Origin of the sequence: Elioraea sp., from assembly GCF_051860475.1 — a bacterium.
Lineage (GTDB): Bacteria > Pseudomonadota > Alphaproteobacteria > Acetobacterales > Acetobacteraceae > Elioraea.
This window is the reverse complement of the sequence record NZ_JBHYDW010000003.1, coordinates 1-20,704: the sequence shown is the minus strand read 5'-3', so window position 1 is coordinate 20,704 and position 20,704 is coordinate 1. Positions and strand designations below refer to the sequence as shown.

The following is a 20,704-nucleotide window of genomic DNA, read 5'->3' as shown; positions in this document are numbered from 1 at the left end:
GCCGAGCGGCTGATAGCCCCAGGAGCCGCGGAACGGATGCTCCATCACCGGCAGGAGTTCGAGATGGGTGAACCCCATCCCCGCGACATAGGGCACGAGCTTCTCGGCAAGCCGGTCCCAGTCGCCGAGGCTGTCCATCCAGGACTCGGCGTGGACCTCGTAGATCGTCATCGGCGCGTCGGCCGCCTGGCGCTGCGCCCGGTGCGCCATCCACACGTCGTCGGTCCAGGCGAAGGGGCGCGGATCGGCGACGATGCTCGCGGTCGCCGGCGCCTGCTCGGCAGCCTGCGCGACCGGATCGGCCTTGAGCGGCAGCATCACGCCGTCGGCGCCGACGATCTCGTACATGTAGCGCGTGCCCGGCCCGATCCGCGGCACGAACAGCTCCCACACCCCCGCCTCGCGACGCAGCCGCATCGGATGGCGCCGCCCATCCCAGGCGTTGAAGTCGCCCACCACCGAGACGCGGCGCGCAGTCGGCGCCCAGACCGCGAAGCGCACGCCGGCGACACCCTCGATCGTCATCGCGTGCGCGCCGAGCGCGGAGGCGAGCGTGCGGTGCGTGCCCTCGGCAAGCAGATAGACGTCCATCTCGCCGAGCAGCAGGCCGAAGCTGTAGGGGTCCTCGGTCTCCTGCACGGCGTCGCCGGGCCAGTGGATGTGCAGGACATAGCGGCCCTGCGGGGCGGGGCCAGCAAACAGTCCCGCCGGATGCACCGGCTTCATCGCGCTGCGGCCGGCCGCCGACACGACCTCGACCCGTTGCGCGCCCGGCGCGAAATGCCGCACCTCGCCGCCATGCGGGCCGAGCAGCGCGAACGGATCGCCGTGCTGGCCGGTGACGAGCGCCTGGATCGCGCGATCGGTCATGGCGCCAACCGCGCAGCAAGCGCGAGCAGGCCGCGCAGCGGAACGGGGAGCCATTCGGGCCGGTTCGCCGCCTCGTAGCGCACCTCGTAGGCGGCCTTCTGCACCAGGAACAGGTCGAGCAGCGCCGCCTCGGCGGCGGGCGCGACGATACGCTGCGGTGCGGCTGCCAGGGCGGCGCGATAGCCATCGAGGAAGGCGATCGAGGCCGCCTCGCGCCAGGCCGCGATCAGCGCCGCGCGCCGCTCCACCGGAGCGGCGATCGCGGCCGCGGTCATCTCGGGCGTGGTGGCGACGGCGGCGGCGTAGTCGAAGCTGCGCAGGAGGCCGGCGACGTCGCGCAGCGGGCTCGCCTTGGCGCGGCGCTCGGCGAGCGGGCGAGCGGGCTCGCCTTCGAAATCGACGATCACCGCGTCGCCATGCGCGATCAGCACCTGGCCGAGATGGAAGTCGCCATGATGGCGCGTCTTCAGCGCGCCGTGCGCCTTGCGCGCGAGCCGCGGCACGGCCCGCCTCAGCCGCTTCGTCGCGGCCCGCAAGTCGGCGACGAAGGGCTGCGCCGCCTCGGGCACGGCCGCGCCGGCGAGCGCTGCGAGCGCGCCGTCGAGCTGCGCAAGCGTGTCCGCACCCCATGCCGCGGCATCGTCCGGCCCCGCGGGCTCGGGCGCGAAGTCCGGGTTGACGCCGGGGCGCGCGAGCACGGCATGCAGCTCGCCGAGCCGCCGCCCGATCGCCTCGGCGATCGGCAGGTAGCCGGCGAAGGCATCCGCCGGCACGGCCTCGCTCAGCGCTGCCTCGTCCACGGCTCGGTGCAGCCAGTCCAGCGTCCACTGCCACCCGTCGCCCTGGTTGCGCACGAAGGCTTGCAGCAGCATCAGCGTGCAGGGCGTGCCGTCCGGCGCGATGCGCACGACCTCGCCGAGCAGCGCCGGTGCGCCCTCGTAGCCGGACGCGGTGAGATGGCGTGTCATCTCGGCCTCGGGATGAATCCCCGGGGCAAGCCGTCGCAGCAGCTTCAGCACCACCGCCTCGCCATGGATCAGCGTCGAGTTCGACTGCTCGGCCGAGAGCCGCCGCGTCTCCGCCTCCGCCGGCAGGTCGAGGCTCGCAAGGCGGTCCGTGGCGAGGAAGTGGATCTCGCCCTCCCCCGTCGCGAGTGTCGCGCCCTCGCGCAGACAGGCCAGCACGGCCGGCACCAGCGCCTCGGAAGCGAAGGCGTCGGTCAGATAGCCGACGCGGCGCACCTGGCGCAGCCGCGACAGCGCGAGCTGCGCGGGCAGCGGGCTCGGCGTGTCCTCCGCCACCGCGGCGAGCGGGATGAAGAAGCGCGCCTGGTGCGTCTCCAGCGTCGCCTCGGCCTCCGCGAGCGCGACATAGCCGCCGGTATGCGGCACGGTCGCGTGCGCGGCGATGCGGATCTCGCGCGGCGTCTCGCCCTTGGCCGCGAACCAGCGGCGCAGCGGCAGCCAGGCCGGCAGGATCTCGCGCTCGAGCTCGCGGCGGACGGCAGGATTGAGGAGCTCGGTCGCGTCGTTGCGGATCACGATCGTGCGCAGTTCCGGCAGCGGCTCCGGCGCCTTCACGTGCCAGCCCGGCATCGCCATCTCCTCGGCGAGCACGAACCAGTAGAAGGCGTAGGGCGGCAGCGTGAGCAGGTAGGTCAGCCGGCCGATCGGCGGGAACGGCGTGCCGCCCAGCATCTCCACCGGCACGCGCCCGGCAAGCGCGGAGAGGTCGAGCTCGACCGCCTGGGACGCGCGCGAGAGGTTGAACACGCAGAGGATTGCGTCCTCGCCCTCCTCGCGCAGATAGGCGAGCACCTTGCGGTTCGACGGATAGAGCAGGCGCAGCGTGCCGCGCCCGAACGCCTTCGAGCGCGCGCGCACCGCCAACATCCGGCGCGTCCAATTGAGAAGCGAGTGCGGGTCGCGCGACTGCGCCTCCACGTTCACCGCCTGGAAGCCGTAGATCGGATCCTGGATCGGCGGCAGCACGAGCCGCGCCGGATCAGCGCGGCTGAAGCCAGCGTTACGGTCGGGCGACCACTGCATCGGCGTGCGCACGCCGTCGCGATCGCCGAGATAGATGTTGTCGCCCATGCCGATCTCATCGCCGTAGTAGATGATCGGCGTGCCCGGCATCGACAGCAGCAGCCCGTTCATCAGCTCGATGCGGCGGCGATCATGCTCGAGCAGCGGCGCAAGACGACGGCGGATGCCGAGATTCAGGCGCGCGCGGCGATCGGCGGCATAGGTGCTCCAGAGATAGTCACGCTCCTTGTCGGTCACCATCTCGAGCGTCAGCTCGTCATGGTTGCGCAGGAAGATCGCCCACTGGCAGCCGGGCGGGATGTCGGGCGTCTGACGCAGGATGTCGGTGATCGGGAAGCGGTCCTCCTGCGCGATCGCCATGTACATGCGCGGCATCAGCGGGAAGTGGAACGCCATGTGGCATTCGTCGCCCTCGCCGAAATAGACCTGCGTGTCCTCCGGCCACTGGTTGGCTTCCGCGAGCAGCATCCGGCCGGGATAGGCGCGCTCCACCTCGGCGCGGATCTGCTTCAGGATCGCGTGCGTCTCCGGCAGGTTCTCGTTGTTCGTCCCCTCGCGCTCGACCAGATAGGGCACGGCGTCGAGCCTGAGCCCGTCCACGCCGATGTCGAGCCAGAACCGCATCACCGCGAGCACCTCGCGCAGCACACGCGGATTGTCGAAGTTCAGGTCCGGCTGATGGCTGTAGAAGCGGTGCCAGTAATAGGCCTGCGCGACCTCGTCCCAGGCCCAGTTCGACGCCTCGGTGTCGAGGAAGATGATGCGCGTCCCGGGGTATCTGTCGTCGGTGTCGGACCAGACATAGAAGTTGCGCTCCCACGATCCGGGCTTCGCGCGGCGGGCGCGCTGGAACCACGGGTGCTGGTCCGAGGTGTGGTTGATGACGAGTTCGGTGATCACCCTGAGGCCGCGCTTGTGCGCCTCCTTCACCAAGCGCCGCGCATCGGCGAGCGAGCCGTAGTCGGGGTGCACGCCGCGATAGTCGGCGATGTCGTAGCCGTCGTCGCGGCGGGGGCTCGGGTAGAACGGCAGCAGCCAGAGCGTGTTGACGCCGAGCTCGGCGACGTAGTCGAGCTTCCTCATAAGCCCGGCGAAGTCGCCCACGCCGTCGTCGTTGGCGTCGAAGAAGCTCTTGACGTGCAGCTGGTAGATCACTGCGTCGCGGTACCAGTGCGGATCGCGCTCACTCATGCGGCGTGCCCGACCGGATGGACGCGCCACAGGCCGAACGGCAGCCCGGCGGGATCGAGCCTGATCTGCTGCATCTTGCCCTGCCAGACGAAACGGCGACCGGTCATCAGCTCCTCGGCCTCCAGCGCCGCGTGATCCGGCAGGCCCCACTCCCAGAGCGGCAGTTCGACCGAGACCTCGTGCGCATGATGCGGATCGAGGCTGACCGCGACCAGCACGACGTTCGAGCGATCGGGCGTGGCCTTGCGGAACCACAGCACGGCGTCGTCATAGGCGTTGTGGAAGGCGAGACCGAGATGGCTCTGCAAGGCAGGGTTGGCCCGGCGGATCGCGTTCAGCCGGGCGATTTCGGCCTTGATGTTGCCGGGACGGTCGCGGTCCCAGGCGCGCAGCTGGTACTTCTCGGAGTCGAAATACTCCTCCTTGCCCGGCAGCGCGGCCGCCTCGCAGAGCTCGAAGCCCTCGTACATGCCCCAGAGTCCCGACAGCGTGGTCGCGAGAGCCGCACGGATCAGGAAGCCCGGCCGGCCCGAGGTCTGGAGGAAGCGCGGATTGATGTCGGGCGTGTTGACGAAGAAGTTCGGCCGGAAGAAGTCGCGCGGCGCGGTGGTGGTCAGCTCCGTCAGGTACTCCATGATCTCGCGCTTCTCGTTGCGCCAGGTGAAGTAGGTGTAGCTCTGGCCGAACCCCACCTTGGCGAGACGATACATCATCTTCGGCCGGGTGAACGCCTCGGAGAAGAAGATCGCGTCGGGGAACTCGGCGCGGATATCGGCGATCAGCCACTCCCAGAACGGCAGCGGCTTGGTGTGCGGGTTGTCCACCCGGAACGTGCGCACGCCCTCGCGCGCCCAGAACCGCACGACATCGCGCAGCGCCTCCCACAGCGAGGGCACGGCACCCGTCGCATAGAACTCGACATTGACGATGTCCTCGTACTTCTTGGGCGGGTTCTCGGCGTAGCGCAGCGAGCCGTCCGGCCGCCACGCGAACCAGTCCTTGTGCTCCTTCAGCCAGGGATGGTCGGGGCTGCACTGGATCGCGAAGTCGAGCGCGATCTCGAGCCCGTGGTCATGCGCGGCCGCGACGAGGGCGCGGAAATCCTCGATCGTGCCGAGCTCCGGGTGGATCGCGTCGTGCCCGCCCTCAGCCGCGCCGATCGCGTACGGACTGCCCGGGTCGTCGGGACCCGCGGTCAGGCTGTTGTTGCGGCCCTTGCGGTTGATGCGGCCGATCGGGTGGATCGGCGTGAAGTAGAGCACGTCGAAGCCGAGATCGCGGATCTCGGGCAGGCGCCGGATCACGTCGGCGAAGGTGCCGTGGCGCGCCGGGTCGCCGGACTGGCTGCGCGGGAACAGCTCGTACCACGAGGCGAAGCGCGCCTCGCGCCGCTCGGCATCCACCGGGTGCTCGACGCTCATGGCCGCGAAGGGCCGGTCGTCGGCCATGCGCATCAGCGACTCGGTATGCGGGTCGAGCAGGAGCGAGAGCCGCTCCGCGTCATCCGTGCTCGCGAGACGCTGGGCCACCGCGGCCAGTGCGTCGCCACCCCGTGCAGCCGCCGCCGATACGAGCCCGGAGCCTTCCTGGAGTTCAAGCGTCAGGTTCAGCCCCGCATCATGCTTCTTCTCGAGCTCGACCCGGAACGAGGCGAACACATCGCGCCAGGCGACGATGCGGAACACGTGCCGGCCGAGACGGGCGAGCGGGAAGGCGCCGCGCCAGCGGTCGTTCGCGACCAGCGCGAGCGGCGCCTCGCGCCACTCGGCCTCGTCGGCGGCGCGGTACTGCACCACCGCGGCGAGCCTGTCGTGGCCGTCGCAGATCAGGTCAGCCTCCACCTCGAGCAGCTCGCCGGCGAGCCGCTTCACCGCGAAGCGTCCGCCATCGACCGCAGGCAAGACCGCCTCGATGCCGATGCGCGGCAGCCGCGCCGCCGCGCTTGCGGGCCAGGTCGTGCCCTCGGGCACCGGACCCGTGACGGCGGCGTCGGGGGCGCGCACGGGCTCGGTCGGCACGGCGCGGAACACCCGCGCCTCGCCCGGCCCGAGCGCGATCGGCTGGCCGGGCGCCAGCGCGGTCCCGTGCGCGGGCAGCACGGGCACCGCCTTGGTGAACCGGCCGCCGAGCCCCGGCAGCAGCAGGGCGGGATCGACGCTGGTCGCGGCGACATCGGATGTGTTGGCGAGTGTCACGCGCAGCGACCTGGCCGTGCGCGTGTCGGCCCCGTCCGCGCGCATGAGCGCGACCAGCTGCGCGCCCGGTCCGGCGAGGCTGCGCGTGGCATGTCCGTCCGCGATCGTCTCGTTCGCGGCGCGCAGATCGGTCGCGACGTCCCAGCCCGCCGGTGCGCCCGGTCCCTCGGGGTCGAGATCGCCTGGCCGGTCGCGCACAGCGTCCCAGCGTCGGGTGAAGCCCCTCTCCCAGCCCATCGGCACGATCAGTCCGCAGCCGAACCCGGCGGCGATGCGCAGGCGCCGGCGTGCGGCGATGGCGCCGGCCTCACCCTGCGGCAGCGCGGGCTCGGCGGCGAAGGGCGCGCCGACCACCGCGAGCGCCGGCGCGATCGCGGCAAGGCATTGTGCCTCCTCGGCCCACCACTCCGCGCGCAGGTCCCACCAGGCGAGGCTGTCGGCGGTGCGGGTGAATCCGAGCCCGGCGAGGGTCGCGACCGCCGGTGCGGGCACGCCCGGCGTCCAGGCCAGCCGGGCCGGCGGGACGTCGGCGGCGAACAGCGCGCGCCAGAACGTAGCCGGAACGGCCTGCGGATCGAGGCAGCGCAGCCCCGACACTCCGGCCGCGCGCCAGCGCACGAGACGCTCGGCCCACCAGGCGGCGAGCGGTTCGGCCGCCTCGGTGCGTGCGCGGCGCATGCCAGCACCCGGAAGATCGCGGCGCGGATCGAGCGGTGCGGTCGTGCCCGGCACCTCGAACCAGTCCGGATGCGTGCGCACCAGCACGCCCGCCTCGGGCGCGCGATCGGCGACAAGGTCGAGCCAGAGCGCGAGCCCGTGCTCCCGTGCGCCCGCGCAGAGACCTGCGATCGTGGCATCGCCGTCCTCGGTCGCGGCCAGGATCGGGTGCGCCCGGTCATGATCCGCCGTGCGGAACAGGTCACCGGTGCTGTCGGGCGCGAACACCGGCGGCAGCAAGACGGTGTCGAAGCCGAGAGCCGCGGTTTCGGCGAACACGGCGTCCCAGGCGGGCAGCGGGCCAATCAACAGCGGATGCAGCGCGCGGACGCGCGGCGGCGGCACGCGTGATGGGCCATCGTCTCCCTGCATGCGCGTCTCGGCCGCGAGGGTTCGGCTGTTGCGCCGCTGCGGCCTCGCGCCGCGCTTGCGCTCCAAGCTGTCTGTCGTCATCGCCCGATGCTCTCCCCGTTCAGGCTCGGGATGGTGCGGTGCCGCTCCCCGCAAGCAAGACGGTGGCGGCGGACCGGCATGACGTGCGCGATGGCACGACCATGCATTCGGCGCCGCCGGCATCGCGACGCGCTGTCTGTCATATCCCTACGACGGCGCGCATGGAGTGCGCAACCCGCACGAAGCAGGTCGTGATCAGCGGCGTCGCGGTCTCTGTGCAAGGAAACGTTCGAACGCGGCGAGGGTTTCGTCGCTGACGTGATGCTCGATTCCCTCGGCATCGGCTTCGGCGATCGCCTCGGGGACGCCGATCGCACCGAGGAACGCAACGACCGTCTGGTGCCGCGCCTTCACGCGTCGCGCGAGCGCAATCCCGGCGTCGGTCAGGAACACGCCACGATAGGGCCGCGCATGGGCGAGCCCGTCGCGTTTCAGCCGCGCGATCGTCTTGATCGCGGTCGCATGCGCCACGCCGAGCCGGCGCGCAATGTCGGTCGGCCGCGCCTCGCCCTCGCGCGCGAGCAGATCCGCGATGATCTCCACGTAGTCCTCGGTCAGCGCACTCGCCCGGGCCGAGCGCGCCGAGGCGTGGCGTGCAGCCTCGGCCGGGGCGTCGGGGGGGGCGGGATCGTCCGGGTCGGGCATCTCTCGGTCCAGCGCGTCGGGGGAGGGGGGCTTACCACGGCGAAGCGGGCCGGACAATTTGAAGCCGATGCTACAGTTTATTGTTTGTCATCCATAGTCGGGTTGGCGGGTGATATTGACGCCTGGGCTACGCATGGCCATAGTGGAGGCCACATCCGATGTGCTCTTCCCGTCGCCGGAGCCCCGCCGTGTCCAAGTCCGCCACGCCCGCCCGCCTTGCCCGTCCCTCGGTCGCGCGCCGCGCCATGCTGGCCGGCGCGGTGGCCATGCTCGCCCCGGCGGCCCTGGCTCAGCAGCGCGGCGGCCCGGTGCTCTCCGTGCTCGCCACGACCGCGATGATCGGCGACATCGTGCGTGAGATCGGCGGCGACCGGATCCGGGTGGAGACGCTGCTCGGCGCGGGCGTGGACCCGCATCTCTACAAGCCGACGCGCGAGGACGTGGCGAAGATGCTGCGGGCCGACGTGATCTTCTACAACGGCCTGCTGCTCGAGGGGAAAATGAGCGACGCCTTCGTGCGCGTCGCACGTACCGGCAAGCCGGTCTATGCCGTCACGGAGCTCCTGCCGGAGGAGGAGCTGATCGAGCCCGAGGGCACGGACGGGCTCTACGACCCGCATGTCTGGATGGACCCGACCGCCTGGATGCGCGCAGCCGAGCTGATCGCCGACCGGCTGGCGGCGCACGACGCCGGGAACACGGCCCTGTTCCGCCGCAACGTCGAGACGCTGCGCGAGCGCGTGCGCGCACTCGACGCCTACGCCGTGCAGGCGCTGGCGACCATCCCGGAGCGCCAGCGCGTGATCGTCACCGCGCATGACGCGTTCAACTACTTCGCCCGCCGCTACGGCATCGAGGTGCTCGGCATCCAGGGCCTCTCCACCGAGTCCGAGGCCGGCGTACGGCGCATCCGGGAACTGGTCGCGGTGCTGGTCGAGCGGCGCATCCCGGCCGTGTTCGTCGAGACCTCGGTATCGGACCGCAACGTGCTCGCGCTGGTCGAGGGTGCGGCGGCGCGCGGACACCGCGTGGTGGTCGGCGGCGCGCTGTTCTCCGACGCAATGGGCGATCCCGGCAGCTACGAGGGCACCTATGTCGGCATGATCGACCACAACGTCACGACGATCGTGCGCGCCCTCGGCGGCACCGCACCCGAGCGCGGCTTCCAGAACCGCCTCCGCACGCGGGGCTGACCATGCCGATCGCGCCGCTGCCCGTGCCGGCGTTGACCGTGCAGCACCTGACGGTCGCCTATCACCAGGCGCCCGTGCTCTGGGATGTCTCCTGGACCTCGCCGGCGGCCGGGCTGGTCGCGATCGTCGGGCCGAACGGTGCGGGCAAGTCCACGCTGCTGAAGGCCGTGCTCGGGCTTGTGCCGCGGCTCTCGGGCGAGGTGCGGCTGTTCGGCCTCCCATTCGAGCAGGCGCGCTCGCGCGTGGGCTATCTGCCGCAGCGCGCGAGCGTGGACTGGGACTTCCCCGCGACCGCGCTTCAGGTCGTCGCGCAGGGCCGCTATCCGCGCGCCGGCTGGTTCCGCCCATTGCCGCGCGCCGAGCGCGAACGCGCGCGCGCCGCGCTGGCCGAGGTCGGCATGGCGGAGTTCGCCGACCGCCAGATCGGCCAGCTCTCCGGCGGGCAGCAGCAGCGCGTCTTCCTCGCCCGCGCGCTGGCGCTCGAGGCCGATCTCTACCTGATGGACGAGCCCTTCGCCGGCGTCGATGCCGCCACCGAGCGTGCGATCGTCGAGGTGCTGCGACGCCTCGCCGAGGAGGGGCGCACGGTGATCGCGGTGCACCATGATCTCGCGACCGCACCGCAGTATTTCGATCATGTGCTGCTGCTCAACGTCCGTGCGATCGCCGCCGGACCGATGGCGAGCTGCTTCACCGCCGAGAACCTCGCGCGCACCTATGGCGGACGGCTCAGCCTGCTCGAGCGCGCCGTCGCCGCCGCGCAGACCGGCACCCGGCCGGCCGGTCCCGGGACATGACGCTGCTCGACGCGCTGCTGTTCTCCGCCGGCTACAACGCCGCGGTGGTGACGCTGGGATGCGCGGCCTTCGGGCTGGCCGCCGGCGCGCTCGGCTGCTTTGTGCTGCTGCGCGGTCGCGCGCTGATCGCCGATGCCGCCGCGCATGCCACCCTGCCAGGGGTCGCCGGCGCCTTCATCCTCGCCGCGCTGATCGGCTGGGACGTGCGCTCGCTGCCGCTCCTGCTCGCGGGTGCGGCCACGACCGCCGCGGTCTCGGTGCTGATCGTGAACGCGATCACCGAGGGCGGACGCCTGCGCGACGACGCCGCGATGGCGCTGGTGCTGTCGATCGGCTTCGGCATCGGCGTGGTGCTGATGTCGGTGGTGCAGTCCCTGCCCGTGGGTGGGCAGGCGGGCCTGAAGGGATTCATCCTCGGCCAGGCCGCCGGCATGAGCGCGGCCGATGCCCAGGTCATCCTCACGCTCGCCGTGCTTGCGCTCGGCCTCGTCGTCGTGATGTTCCGCCCGCTTGCCGCGCTCTGCTTCGACCGTGCATTCGCGGCCTCGGTGGGCCTGCCCGTGCGCGCGCTCGACCTGGCGCTGCTCGCGCTCATGCTCGCGGTGACGGTGGCTGGGCTGCGCGCCGTCGGGCTGATCCTGGTGGTCGCGCTGATGGTGATCCCGGCGGCGACCGCGCGGCTGCTCACCGAGCGGCTCGAGATCATGGTGCCGATCGCCGCCGCGCTGGGCGCGGTCTCGGCCTGGTTCGGCGCCGCCCTCTCGGCGATCCTGCCCGACCTGCCGACCGGGGCGACGATCACGCTGGTTGCCTGCGCGCTGTTCGTGGCCGCGCTGCTGTTCGCGCCGCGGCGCGGTGCGCTCGCCTTCGCTGCGCGCCAGGCGATGCTGTCGCTCACGGTGGCGCGCGACCATGCGCTGCGCGCCGCGTTCGAGGCGGCCGAGCGGGCGCCTGAGGCCACCCACAGCTGGGCGGAACTGGGGCGCGGTGCCGGCTGGTCGCGCTGGCAGCGCGCGCTCTTGCCGCGCTGGCTCGCCGCGGCGGGCTGGGTGCGCGCGGAAGGCGAGCGGGTCGCGCTGACCGGGCCGGGGCTTGCGCTCGCGCGCGAGCTCACCCGCCGGCACCGGCTGTGGGAGCACTACATGCAGGCGGCCGGAGGGCTCGGGCCGTGGGCGGCGCATCGCGCGGCGGACGAGGTCGAGCATACGCTGCCGCCGGAGGTTGCGCGCGAGGCCGAGGCCTGGCTCAGGCGCAACGATCCCGCGCGTCTGCCCGCCGAGGGCGCGCTGCCCGCTCCGGGCGAAGCCCGGGCATCGCGATGACCGAGTTCCTCCAGCTCGACCTCGCCGCGATGCTGGCGGCCACGCTCGCCTGCCTAGTCTGCGGCCTGGTCGGCAACCTGCTGCTGCTGACACGCCAGAGCCTGCTCGGCGACGCGATCAGCCATTCGGTGCTGCCGGGGATCGTGATCGGATTCTGGATCTCGGGCAGCCGCGCCGCGCCGCCGCTGGTCGCGGGCGCGATGCTCGCCGCGGTCGCCGCGGCGCTGCTGATCGCGCTGCTGCGCCGGCTGACGCGGCTGGAGGCCGGGGCCGCGATGGGCGTGGTGTTCTCGGGCTTCTTCGCGCTCGGCATCGTGCTGATCGAGGTCAGCGGCGCCCACGCGGTCGATCTCGACGTCGATTGCGTGCTGTACGGCCAGCTCGAGACGCTGATCTGGCCGGTCGCGACGGGCCCCGCCTCGCTGCTCGATGCCGCCGCCCTTGCCGAGTTCCCCGCCGAGGTGACGACGCTCGCCGTGGTGATGGCGCTGCTGCTGCTGCTGCTCGGCCTGCTCTGGAAGGAGCTCCGGCTTGCCGCCTTCGATCCCGACTTCGCCCAGGCGATCGGCTTCGCGCCGCGACGGCTCTCGCTGCTGGTGCTGGTGCTGGTCTCGGTCGCGTGCGTGGCGGCGTTCTGGGCGGTGGGCTCGATCCTGGTGATCGCGGCGCTGGTGGCGCCGGCGGCGGTCGCGCGGCTGCTGACCAGCGACTACGCGACCCAGTTCCGCCTCTCGGCGCTCGCAGCGGTCGCGATGGGCGCGGGCGGCTACTGGCTTGCCGCGCTCCTGCCGGGCGCGCTGGGCCTGGGCCACGGTCTGAACGCGGCCGGCATGATGGCCACGCTGGCGGGCCTGCTGCTCGCCCTCGCCTGGAGCTTCGGCCGGTTCGGCCGGCGGCGCGGTCGTCTCGCCTTGAGCGGCGGTTCCGCCTAGACTTCCGCGCGCCAAGAGGCGAGTCGGGCACGCGGCCTGCGTCTCCCGCCTTGCGGATGTGGAGACCACCGCGCGACGATGGACGACACCAAGCGCGTCGCAGGCCTGATCCGGGACTGGCTCGCCCGCGAACGCATCTCGCGCGACCAGTTCGCGTTCAAGACGAAGCTCGGCCGATCGACGGTCGACAAGCTGCTGGTCGGGCTCCACTCGGACCGGACGCTCGCGATCGTCGAGGCGCATACCGGCCTCGTGCTGCGTCCGCGCGCGGATCGCGCCGCGCCCGACGCGGCCGTGCCGCCGCTGCCCACCCCCGCGCCGCCCGAGGGGCCCTCGATCGCCGTACTGCCCTTCGCCAACATGAGCGGCGATGCCGCGCACGATCACATCGCCGACGGGCTGAGCGAGGACCTGACCACCGAGCTTTCGCGGCTGCGCTGGCTGTTCGTGATCGCGCGCAACTCCACCTTCACGTATCGCGGCCGGGCGGTCGATGTGCGCGAGGTCGCGCGCGCGCTCGGCGTACGCTACGTGCTCGAAGGCAGCGTGCGCGTGGCGGGCAAGCGAATGCGCGTCACCGGCCAGCTCGTCGATGCCGAGACCGGCGCGCATCTCTGGGCCGAACGCTATGACCGCGAGCTGACCGACCTGTTCACGGTGCAGGACGAGATCACCGGCCATGTCGTCGCGGCGATCGAGCCGCATCTCTACGACGCCGAGTCGCTCCGCGCGGCGCGCCGCGCGCCGGGCAGCCTCGATGCCTGGGGCTTCGTCGTGCGCGCGATCGGCCTGATCAACCGCGTGAACGCGCGCCAGAACGAGGAGGCGCGCGCCCTGCTCGCCGAGGCGATCGCGCTGGAGCCGACCTACGCGCGCGCCCATGCCGTGCTCGGCTGGGCGACCTGGTGGGCGGCGCATTGCTACTGGTGGTCGGACCGACCGGCCGGCTTCGCCGAGGCCACACGCCATGCCGAGCGCGCCGTCGCGCTCGATCCGGCCGAGCCCTGGGCGCGCATGACGCTCGGTCTCTCGCTCAGCACGGCGCAGCGGCACGAGCGCGCGCTCGCCGAGCTCGGCGCGGCGCTCGAGATCAACCCCAATTTCGCGCTCGGCCATACCGCGCATGGCTGGGCGCTCTTGCGTGCCGGGCGGTACGCCGAGGCGATCGCCGAGACCTCCAAGGCGCTGCGCATGAGCCCGGCCGACAGCTTCGCCGGGTTCTACACCTCGATCCACGGCCTCGCCCTGCTTGGCGCGCGCCGCTTCGAGGAGGCGCTGCCGTTCCTGCGCGCCTCGGTCGCGGCCTTCGCGGAGTATTCCGGCCACTACAACACGCTGATCTCCTGCTGCGGCCACCTGGGGCTGCTCGATGAGGCGAGGAGCCTGATCGCCGAGCGCGACCGTCTCGGCCCACCGCTCCGCCTTGCGATGCTGCGCGAGAACCTCGCCGGCTTCGCCCATGGCGACGTGTTCATCGAGGGTGTGGCGAAGGCCGGCGTGCTGGAGTGAACCACCCCGCGCCGGCGGGAAAGAATCGGCAAGGTCCGGCGATGGCTCCGGAAAGCGGCGGCCGGCAAGGTCCGCGCCGCGAGGGCGGGACGATCCGCCCCGACCGCTTCGGAGACACCCATGACCGACACCACCGACGCGCTGCGCCGGGCAGCACCCTTGATCGCCGCCGCCGTGGGCGCGGCCCTGCTCGCGCTCGCTGCCTGGCCCGCCGCCGCACAGAACGCTGACCCCGGAACGCTCGCGCGCGGCCAGTATCTCGCCGCGATCATGGATTGCGGCGGCTGCCACACGGGCGGGGCCCTGATCGGCAAGCCCGATCCCGCGCTCGCCCTCGCGGGCTCCGCGATCGGGTTCCAGATCCCGGAGGTCGGAACGTTCTATCCGCCCAACCTCACGCCTGACCGCGAGACCGGGCTCGGCGCATGGAGCGTGGCCGAGATCGTCGCCGCGGTGCGCACCGGCGTGCGCCCGGACGGGCGCATCCTCGTGCCGATCATGCCGTGGCACGCCTATGCCGCGCTGACGGACGCGGATGCCGCAGCCCTCGCCGCCTACCTCAAGAGCATCCCGCCCGTGCGCAACGCCACGCCGCCGATCACGGGCCCATCCGAGACTCCGCCGGCGCCGTACTTCGCCGTCGTCGTGCCGACACGCTGACCCGCCGCTGACCGACCCGAGGACCATCGTCATGAAGCTCTACGGCCACCCGATCTCGACCACCACGCGCCCGATCCTGCTGTTCGCCGCCGAGGCGCAGATCCCGCTCGATCTCGTCACGATCGACCTGTTCGCGGGCGATCACCTCTCGCCCGGTTTCGCCGCGATCAACCCGAACCGCGCCGTGCCGGTGCTGGAGGACGGAGCGTTCCGCCTCACCGAAGGCTCGGCGATCCTGAAATACCTCGCCGAGCACGCGGGTTCGCCCGCCTATCCGGCAGAACCGAAGGCGCGCGCGCGGGTCAATGCGCTGATGGACTGGTTCAACACCGGCTTCTACCGCAGCTTCGGCTACGGGCTGATCTATCCGCAGGTCCTGCCCGACTACGCCTGGCCCAAGGCCGAGATGCAGGCGGCCGCGCTCGCGCGCGCCGAGACCGAGGCGCGCCGCTGGTTCGACGTGCTGGATGCGCACTGGCTCGGCGCCGAGACCTGGCTTGGCGGTGCGGCCCCCTCGCTCGCCGACTACCTGGGCGCGGTCTATGTCGCGAACGGCGAGCTGATCGCGTTCGACCTCACGCCTTGGCCGCGCGTCGTGCGCTGGACCGAGGCGATGAAGGCGCGGCCAGCCTGGGCCTCCGTGCACACTGCGTTCGCGGGCTGGTGCGAGATGCAGCGCGCCGCCCGCCGCTACCGCATCGCCGCCTGAGCCGGCCGGGGGATGCGGTGTCGCCGCGTCCCCTTGAGCCGTTCCCCGCCTCCCGCCAAGCTGTGCGGCGCCGCAGCGCGGGAGGAAACGCCTGTCCTTGACTCCTGATTCGGTCCATGCCCACCCATGCCACGCCTTCGACCTCGCGATCGTCGGCGGCGGGGTGAACGGTGCGGGCATCGCGCGCGATGCCGCCGGGCGCGGGCTCTCGGTGCTGCTGGTCGAGCAGGGCGACCTCGCCGGCGCGACTTCGTCCGCCTCGACCAAGCTGATCCATGGCGGGCTGCGCTACCTGGAGCACTACAAGTTCCGCGTGGTGCGCGAGGCGCTGGCCGAGCGCGAGGTGCTGCTGCGCGCCGCACCGCACATCGTCTGGCCGCTGCGCTTCGTGCTGCCGCACCATGCGGGGCTGCGGCCGCGCTGGCTGATCCGGCTCGGCCTGTTCCTCTACGATCATCTCGGCGGGCGAAGGATCCTGCCGGGCACGCGCAGCCTCGATCTGCGACGCGCACCCGAGGGGGCGGCGCTGCGCCCCGACTACGCGCATGGCTTCGCGTACTCGGATTGCTGGGTCGAGGATGCGCGGCTCGTCGTGCTGAACGCGCGTGACGCGGCCGATCGCGGCGCGGAGGTGCGCGTGCGCACGCGCTGCGTCTCCGCCGAGCGCGCGGGCGGCGTCTGGCGTCTCGCGCTGGCGGGCGAGGGGGCGGGCGAGGCGCGCGCGCGCGTGCTGGTCAATGCCGCCGGCCCCTGGGTCGCGGACTTCCTGACGCGCGGCGCGCGGCTGAACGCGCCGGCCAGGGTGCGGCTGGTGAAGGGCAGCCACATCGTCGTCCGCCGCCTGTGGGACGGGCCGCACGCCTACATGTTCCAGAACGCCGACGGACGCATCTGCTTCGCGATCCCCTTCGAGACCGACTTCACGCTCATCGGCACCACCGATCTCGACTTCACCGGCGATCCCGCCACGGCCGCGATCGGCGAGGACGAGACGCGCTATCTCTGCGGCGCGGTCTCGGCCTATCTCGCCCGCCCGGTCACCGAGGCGGATGTCGTCTGGAGCTATGCCGGGGTGCGGCCGCTCTACGACGACGGTGCGTCCCGCGCGCAAGAGGCCACGCGCGACTACGTGCTGGCGCTCGATGCGCCGGACGGCGCGCCGCCGCTGCTCTCGGTGTTCGGCGGCAAGATCACCACCTATCGCCGGCTCGCCGAGGCCGCACTCGCCCGGCTCGCCCCGCTCCTGCCGATGCGCGGGGCCTGGACCGCGACCGCGCCCCTGCCGGGCGGCGACTTCCCGCATGACGGCGCGCCCGCGCTCGCCGCGCGGCTCATCGCCGCCCATCCCTGGCTCGCGGCCGCGACCGCTCGCCGGTTGGTACGCCAGTTCGGCACGGACGCGCACCACCTGCTCGACGGCGCGGACGGACCCGAGCCGCCGCTGGTCGCCGACCTCACCCCGCGCGAGGCGCGCTGGATGATCGAGCGTGAATGGGCCCGCACGCCCGACGACATCCTCTGGCGCCGCACCAAGCTCGGGCTCCGCGCCTCGGCCGCGGAGGTCGCAGCACTCGCGCGCTTCATGGGCACCCCGGCCGATATGCCGGGCAGGCATGCGGCGGAATGATCCCATGACGGAACCGGAGCGGCCATGACCTACGTCCTCGCGCTCGACCAGGGCACCACCTCGACGCGCGCGATCCTGTTCGATGCGTCGCTCGCGCCGGTCGCGACCGCGCAGCAGGAGTTTCCGCAGCATTTTCCCCACTCCGGCTGGGTCGAGCACGACCCGGAGGATCTGTGGCGGAGCTCGGTCGAGACCATGCGCGCGGCGATCGCCACGGCCGGTGTGGAGGCGCGCGCGGTCGCCGCGATCGGCATCACCAACCAGCGCGAGACGGTGGTGGTGTGGGAGCGCGCGACCGGCAGGCCGATCCATCGCGCGATCGTCTGGCAGGATCGCCGCACCGCGGAGGCGTGCGCGCGGCTGCGCGAGTCCGGGCACGAGGCGCTGATCACGACGCGCACCGGGCTGCTCGCCGACCCGTACTTCTCCGCGACCAAGATCGCCTGGCTGCTCGACCATGTGCCCGGCGCGCGCGACGCGGCCGAAGCGGGGGCGCTCGCCTTCGGCACGGTCGATTCGTTCCTGGTCTGGCGGCTGACGGGCGGGCGCGTGCACGCGACGGACGCGACCAATGCCGCGCGCACGCTGCTCTGCGACATCCGGAGCGCGCAGTGGGACGAGGAGCTGCTCGCGCTGTTCGGCATCCCGCGCGCGATGCTGCCCGAGATCCGCGACTGCGCCGGCGAGTTCGGCACGACCGAGCCCGATCTGCTCGGTGCGGCCGTGCCGATCCGCGGCATCGCCGGCGACCAGCAGGCGGCGACCCTCGGCCAGGGCTGCGTGGCGCCGGGGATGATGAAATCGACCTACGGCACCGGCTGCTTCGCGCTGCTGAACACGGGGACCGCGCCGGTGGTCTCGCGTGCGCGGCTGCTCTCCACGATCGCCTATCAGCTCGGCGGGCGGCGCACCTACGCGCTGGAAGGTGCGATCTTCGTCGCCGGCGCCGCCGTGCAGTGGCTGCGCGACGGGCTCGGCGTGATCGGCTCGGCAGCCGAGACGCAGGCGCTCGCCGAGGCGGCGGATCCGGCTCAGCGTGTCATTCTCGTGCCGGCCTTCACCGGGCTCGGCGCGCCGTGGTGGGACGCCGAGGCCCGCGGCGCGCTGTACGGGCTCACGCGCGGTACGGGACCGCGCGAACTCGCCCGCGCGGCGCTGGAGAGCGTGGGCTTCCAGACGCGCGACCTGATCGAGGCGATGCGGCGCGACTGGGGCGCGGCGGCCGGCTCCGTGCTGCGTGTGGACGGCGGCATGACCGCGTCCGACTGGACCATGCAGTTCCTCGCCGACATCCTCGGTGCGCCGGTCGACCGTCCGGTCGTCACGGAAACCACCGCGCTCGGCGCGGCCTATCTCGCCGCGCTGCACTCGGGGCTTGCGCCGGCGCCGGAGGAGTGGGCCTTGCGCTGGCGGGCGGAGCGGCGCTTCGAGCCCGCGATGGCAGCAGATCGGCGCGAGGCGCTCTACGCCGCCTGGCAGGACGCGGTCGCGCGCACCCTGTCGCAGCGATGAGGCATCGCGGATCGGACTGGATATTTCCGCCGCGCCGAGGCACTGATCCCGGCATGGATCTCGACGGGACCCCTCATGCGCCCGGCTGAACACGACCGCGTTGTCATCGTCGGTGCAGGCCCGGTCGGGCTGACGCTCGCCCTTCTGCTCGGCCGCGCCGGCATTCCCGCGTTGGTACTCGAGGCCGCGCCCGACATCGCCGAGGAGCTGCGCGCCAGCACCTTCCACCCGCCCACGCTCGACATGCTGGACACGCTGGGGCTGGCGCAGCCGCTGATCGCGCAGGGGCTCGTCACGCCGACCTGGCAGGTGCGCGTGCACGAAACGGGCGAGCGCGCCGAGTTCGATCTCGGTGTGCTGGCGGACGACACCGCGCATCCGTTCCGCCTCCAGGCCGAACAGCACAGGCTCTCGCGCCTGCTGCTCGCGGCCATCGCCGAGGAGCCTCTGGTGGAGCTGCGCTTCGGCCATGCGGTCACGATCGTGGCGCAGGACGCGGACCGGGCACGCATCGCCGGCGAGGGCTTCGCGCTCGAAGCCCGCTACGCGATCGGCTGCGACGGCGCGCGCAGCGTGGTGCGCCGCGCCATGGACCTCGCCTTCGAGGGCGACACCTATCCCGAGACGACCATCCTCGCGACCACGCCGTTCCCGTTCCACGAGGTCATGCCGGGCCTGTCGAACGTCAACTACATCTGGACCGGGAGCGTGGCCTTCTCCGGCACCTTCTCGCTGCTGCGCGTGCCGGGACGATGGCGCGCGAGCCTCTATCCCGCGCCCGGCGAGACGATCGAGCAGGCGCTGGAACCGGCGGCGATCGAGCGCAAGCTCCAGGCGATCCATCCGCGCGCGGAATGCTACGAGGTGCAGGACCTGCGCCCCTACCGCATCCACCAGCGCATCGTGCCGACCTACCGCGTCGGCCGGCTGCTGCTCGCGGGCGACGCGGCGCATCTCAACAGCCCCTCGGGCGGGATGGGCATGAACGGCGGCATCCACGACGCCTTCGAGCTCGCCGCCACGCTCGGCGCGGTGTGGCGCGGGGGGGACCCCACCCTGCTCGACCGCTACACGCGCCGCCGCCGCCCCGTGGCCGAACGCGAGATCATCGCCCAGGCCGACCGGAACCGCGCGCGGATGCGCGAACGCGACCCCGCGCGACGGCGCGCGCTGCTCGAGGACCTCCAGCGCACCGCCTCCGATCCGGCCAAGGCGCGCGCGCATCTGCTGCGGAGTTCGATGATCGCCGGGCTGCGCGAGGCCGCCGCGGTCGATTGACAGGGAGACTTGAGATGCACCGACGCCTGATGCTGACCCTTCCGGCTCTGCTCGCCGTGCCGACGGCGCGCGCGCAGTCCTGGCCGACGCGGCCGGTGCGGATCATCGTGCCGTTCCCGCCGGGCGGCACCACCGACTTCATCGCCCGCCTGGTGGCGCAGCGGCTCTCGACCGTGCTCGGCCAGCCGGTGGTGGTGGAGAACCGTGCCGGGGCGGGCGGCACGGTGGGCTCGGACCTCGTCGCCAAGAGCCCGCCCGACGGGTCCAATTTCGTCGTCTCGAATATCGCCGCGCATGGCGTCGGCCCGTCGGTCTATCCGAACATCCCCTACGATGCCGTGCGCGACTTCACGCATATCGCCATGCTGGCCGAGATCCCCTCGGTGCTGGTGGTGAACGTGGACAGCCCGATCCGCGACCTCGCCGGCTTCATCGCCGCGGCGAGAGCGAAGTCCGGCGGGCTCACGGTCGGTTCGCCGGGCAACGGCACGTCGAGCCACATCAAGCAGGAGATCCTGAAGCGCGCGGCCGGCATCGAGACCGTGCACGTGCCCTATCGCGGCTCCGGGCCGATGATGAACGACGTCGCCGCCGGGCAGATCGACGCGATGATCACCACGCTGGTGGAGGCAGGGCGGAATCCGCGCTTCCGGCTGCTCGCGGTCACCGCGGCGCAGCGCGTCGAGGGATGGAAGGACGTGCCCACCTTCACCGAGCTCGGCCACCCCGATCTCGTCGCCTCGACCTGGTTCGGGCTGTCCGGCCCGGCTGCCACGCCGCGCGCGGTCGTCGCGCGGCTCAGCGCCGAGGTGCTGGCGGCGCTGGCAACGCCGGAGATCGCCGCGCGGCTGGTCGAGACCGGATCGACGCCGCGGCGGATGAGTCCGGAGGACTACACGGCGTTCGTGACGGCGGAGGTGGCGCGCTGGGGCGTGGTGGTGCGCGCGGCCAACATCACGCTCGGCTGACCCCGCGGGCTCAGCGTCGCGGCAGCACGCCCGCACCGTCGGCGAGGAGGGCCCGCATCGCCTCGGCCGGCAGGGGCC

General features: G+C 72.4%; 15 protein-coding genes. 11 read left to right on the top strand and 4 right to left on the bottom strand.

Annotated features, from left to right (window positions below; translation table 11 throughout):
* The 4 genes from ACTIFU_RS01030 to mntR form a co-directional block, all read right to left on the bottom strand.
* Positions 1–870 (bottom strand): GlgB N-terminal domain-containing protein (locus ACTIFU_RS01030; RefSeq protein WP_439576415.1); only part of this gene is annotated, 870 nt, incomplete at its 3' end.
* Entirely contained in the window at positions 867–4,109 is a 3,243-nt protein-coding gene (treS, locus tag ACTIFU_RS01025; RefSeq protein ID WP_439576414.1) for a maltose alpha-D-glucosyltransferase, read from the bottom strand. The genes ACTIFU_RS01030 and treS, both read right to left, overlap by 4 nt.
* A complete protein-coding gene (locus ACTIFU_RS01020) occupies positions 4,106–7,474 on the bottom strand; it encodes a maltotransferase domain-containing protein (protein ID WP_439576413.1) in 3,369 nt (1,122 codons plus the stop codon). Before ACTIFU_RS01020 ends, treS begins: the two co-directional genes overlap by 4 nt.
* A 195-nt stretch (positions 7,475–7,669) precedes the next feature.
* Complete coding sequence (gene mntR, locus ACTIFU_RS01015; protein ID WP_439576412.1) at positions 7,670–8,119, bottom strand: manganese-binding transcriptional regulator MntR; 450 nt, start codon at positions 8,117–8,119, stop codon at positions 7,670–7,672.
* A gap of 188 nt (positions 8,120–8,307) precedes the next feature.
* Between mntR and ACTIFU_RS01010 the strand changes: the two genes are divergently transcribed.
* The 11 genes from ACTIFU_RS01010 (at position 8,308) to ACTIFU_RS00960 (ending at position 20,626) form a co-directional block, all read left to right on the top strand.
* Positions 8,308–9,312: a metal ABC transporter solute-binding protein, Zn/Mn family gene (locus ACTIFU_RS01010; RefSeq protein WP_439576411.1), complete on the top strand. Its 1,005-nt coding sequence runs from the start codon at positions 8,308–8,310 to the stop codon at positions 9,310–9,312.
* 2 nt (positions 9,313–9,314) lie between these two features.
* Positions 9,315–10,109: a metal ABC transporter ATP-binding protein gene (locus tag ACTIFU_RS01005; protein WP_439576410.1), complete on the top strand. Its 795-nt coding sequence runs from the start codon at positions 9,315–9,317 to the stop codon at positions 10,107–10,109.
* Positions 10,106–11,431 (top strand): iron chelate uptake ABC transporter family permease subunit, encoded by a 1,326-nt coding sequence (locus ACTIFU_RS01000; RefSeq protein WP_439576409.1) that lies wholly within the window; start codon positions 10,106–10,108, stop codon positions 11,429–11,431. The genes ACTIFU_RS01005 and ACTIFU_RS01000 overlap by 4 nt, the downstream gene beginning before the upstream one ends.
* Positions 11,428–12,363 (top strand): metal ABC transporter permease, encoded by a 936-nt coding sequence (locus tag ACTIFU_RS00995; protein WP_439576408.1) that lies wholly within the window; start codon positions 11,428–11,430, stop codon positions 12,361–12,363. Before ACTIFU_RS01000 ends, ACTIFU_RS00995 begins: the two co-directional genes overlap by 4 nt.
* A 78-nt stretch (positions 12,364–12,441) precedes the next feature.
* Positions 12,442–13,872, top strand: coding sequence for a tetratricopeptide repeat protein (locus tag ACTIFU_RS00990; protein WP_439576407.1), 1,431 nt, complete (start codon positions 12,442–12,444; stop codon positions 13,870–13,872).
* A 120-nt stretch (positions 13,873–13,992) separates the two neighbouring features.
* Entirely contained in the window at positions 13,993–14,532 is a 540-nt protein-coding gene (locus tag ACTIFU_RS00985; RefSeq protein WP_439576406.1) for a c-type cytochrome, read from the top strand.
* Positions 14,533–14,563: 31 nt separating this feature from the next.
* The gene (locus tag ACTIFU_RS00980; protein ID WP_439576405.1) at positions 14,564–15,241 is read left to right on the top strand and encodes a glutathione S-transferase family protein; all 678 of its coding nucleotides are present in this window, start codon (positions 14,564–14,566) and stop codon (positions 15,239–15,241) included.
* A gap of 97 nt (positions 15,242–15,338) precedes the next feature.
* Positions 15,339–16,868, top strand: a complete 1,530-nt coding sequence (glpD, locus tag ACTIFU_RS00975; protein WP_439576404.1) for a glycerol-3-phosphate dehydrogenase — start codon at positions 15,339–15,341, stop codon at positions 16,866–16,868.
* 24 nt (positions 16,869–16,892) lie between these two features.
* Positions 16,893–18,380: a glycerol kinase GlpK gene (gene glpK, locus ACTIFU_RS00970; RefSeq protein ID WP_439576403.1), complete on the top strand. Its 1,488-nt coding sequence runs from the start codon at positions 16,893–16,895 to the stop codon at positions 18,378–18,380.
* A 75-nt stretch (positions 18,381–18,455) separates the two neighbouring features.
* Positions 18,456–19,658, top strand: a complete 1,203-nt coding sequence (locus tag ACTIFU_RS00965) for an FAD-dependent oxidoreductase (RefSeq protein WP_439576402.1) — start codon at positions 18,456–18,458, stop codon at positions 19,656–19,658.
* Positions 19,659–19,672: 14 nt separating this feature from the next.
* Complete coding sequence (locus tag ACTIFU_RS00960) at positions 19,673–20,626, top strand: Bug family tripartite tricarboxylate transporter substrate binding protein (RefSeq protein ID WP_439576401.1); 954 nt, start codon at positions 19,673–19,675, stop codon at positions 20,624–20,626.
* The last annotated feature ends 78 nt before the right edge of the window (positions 20,627–20,704 follow it).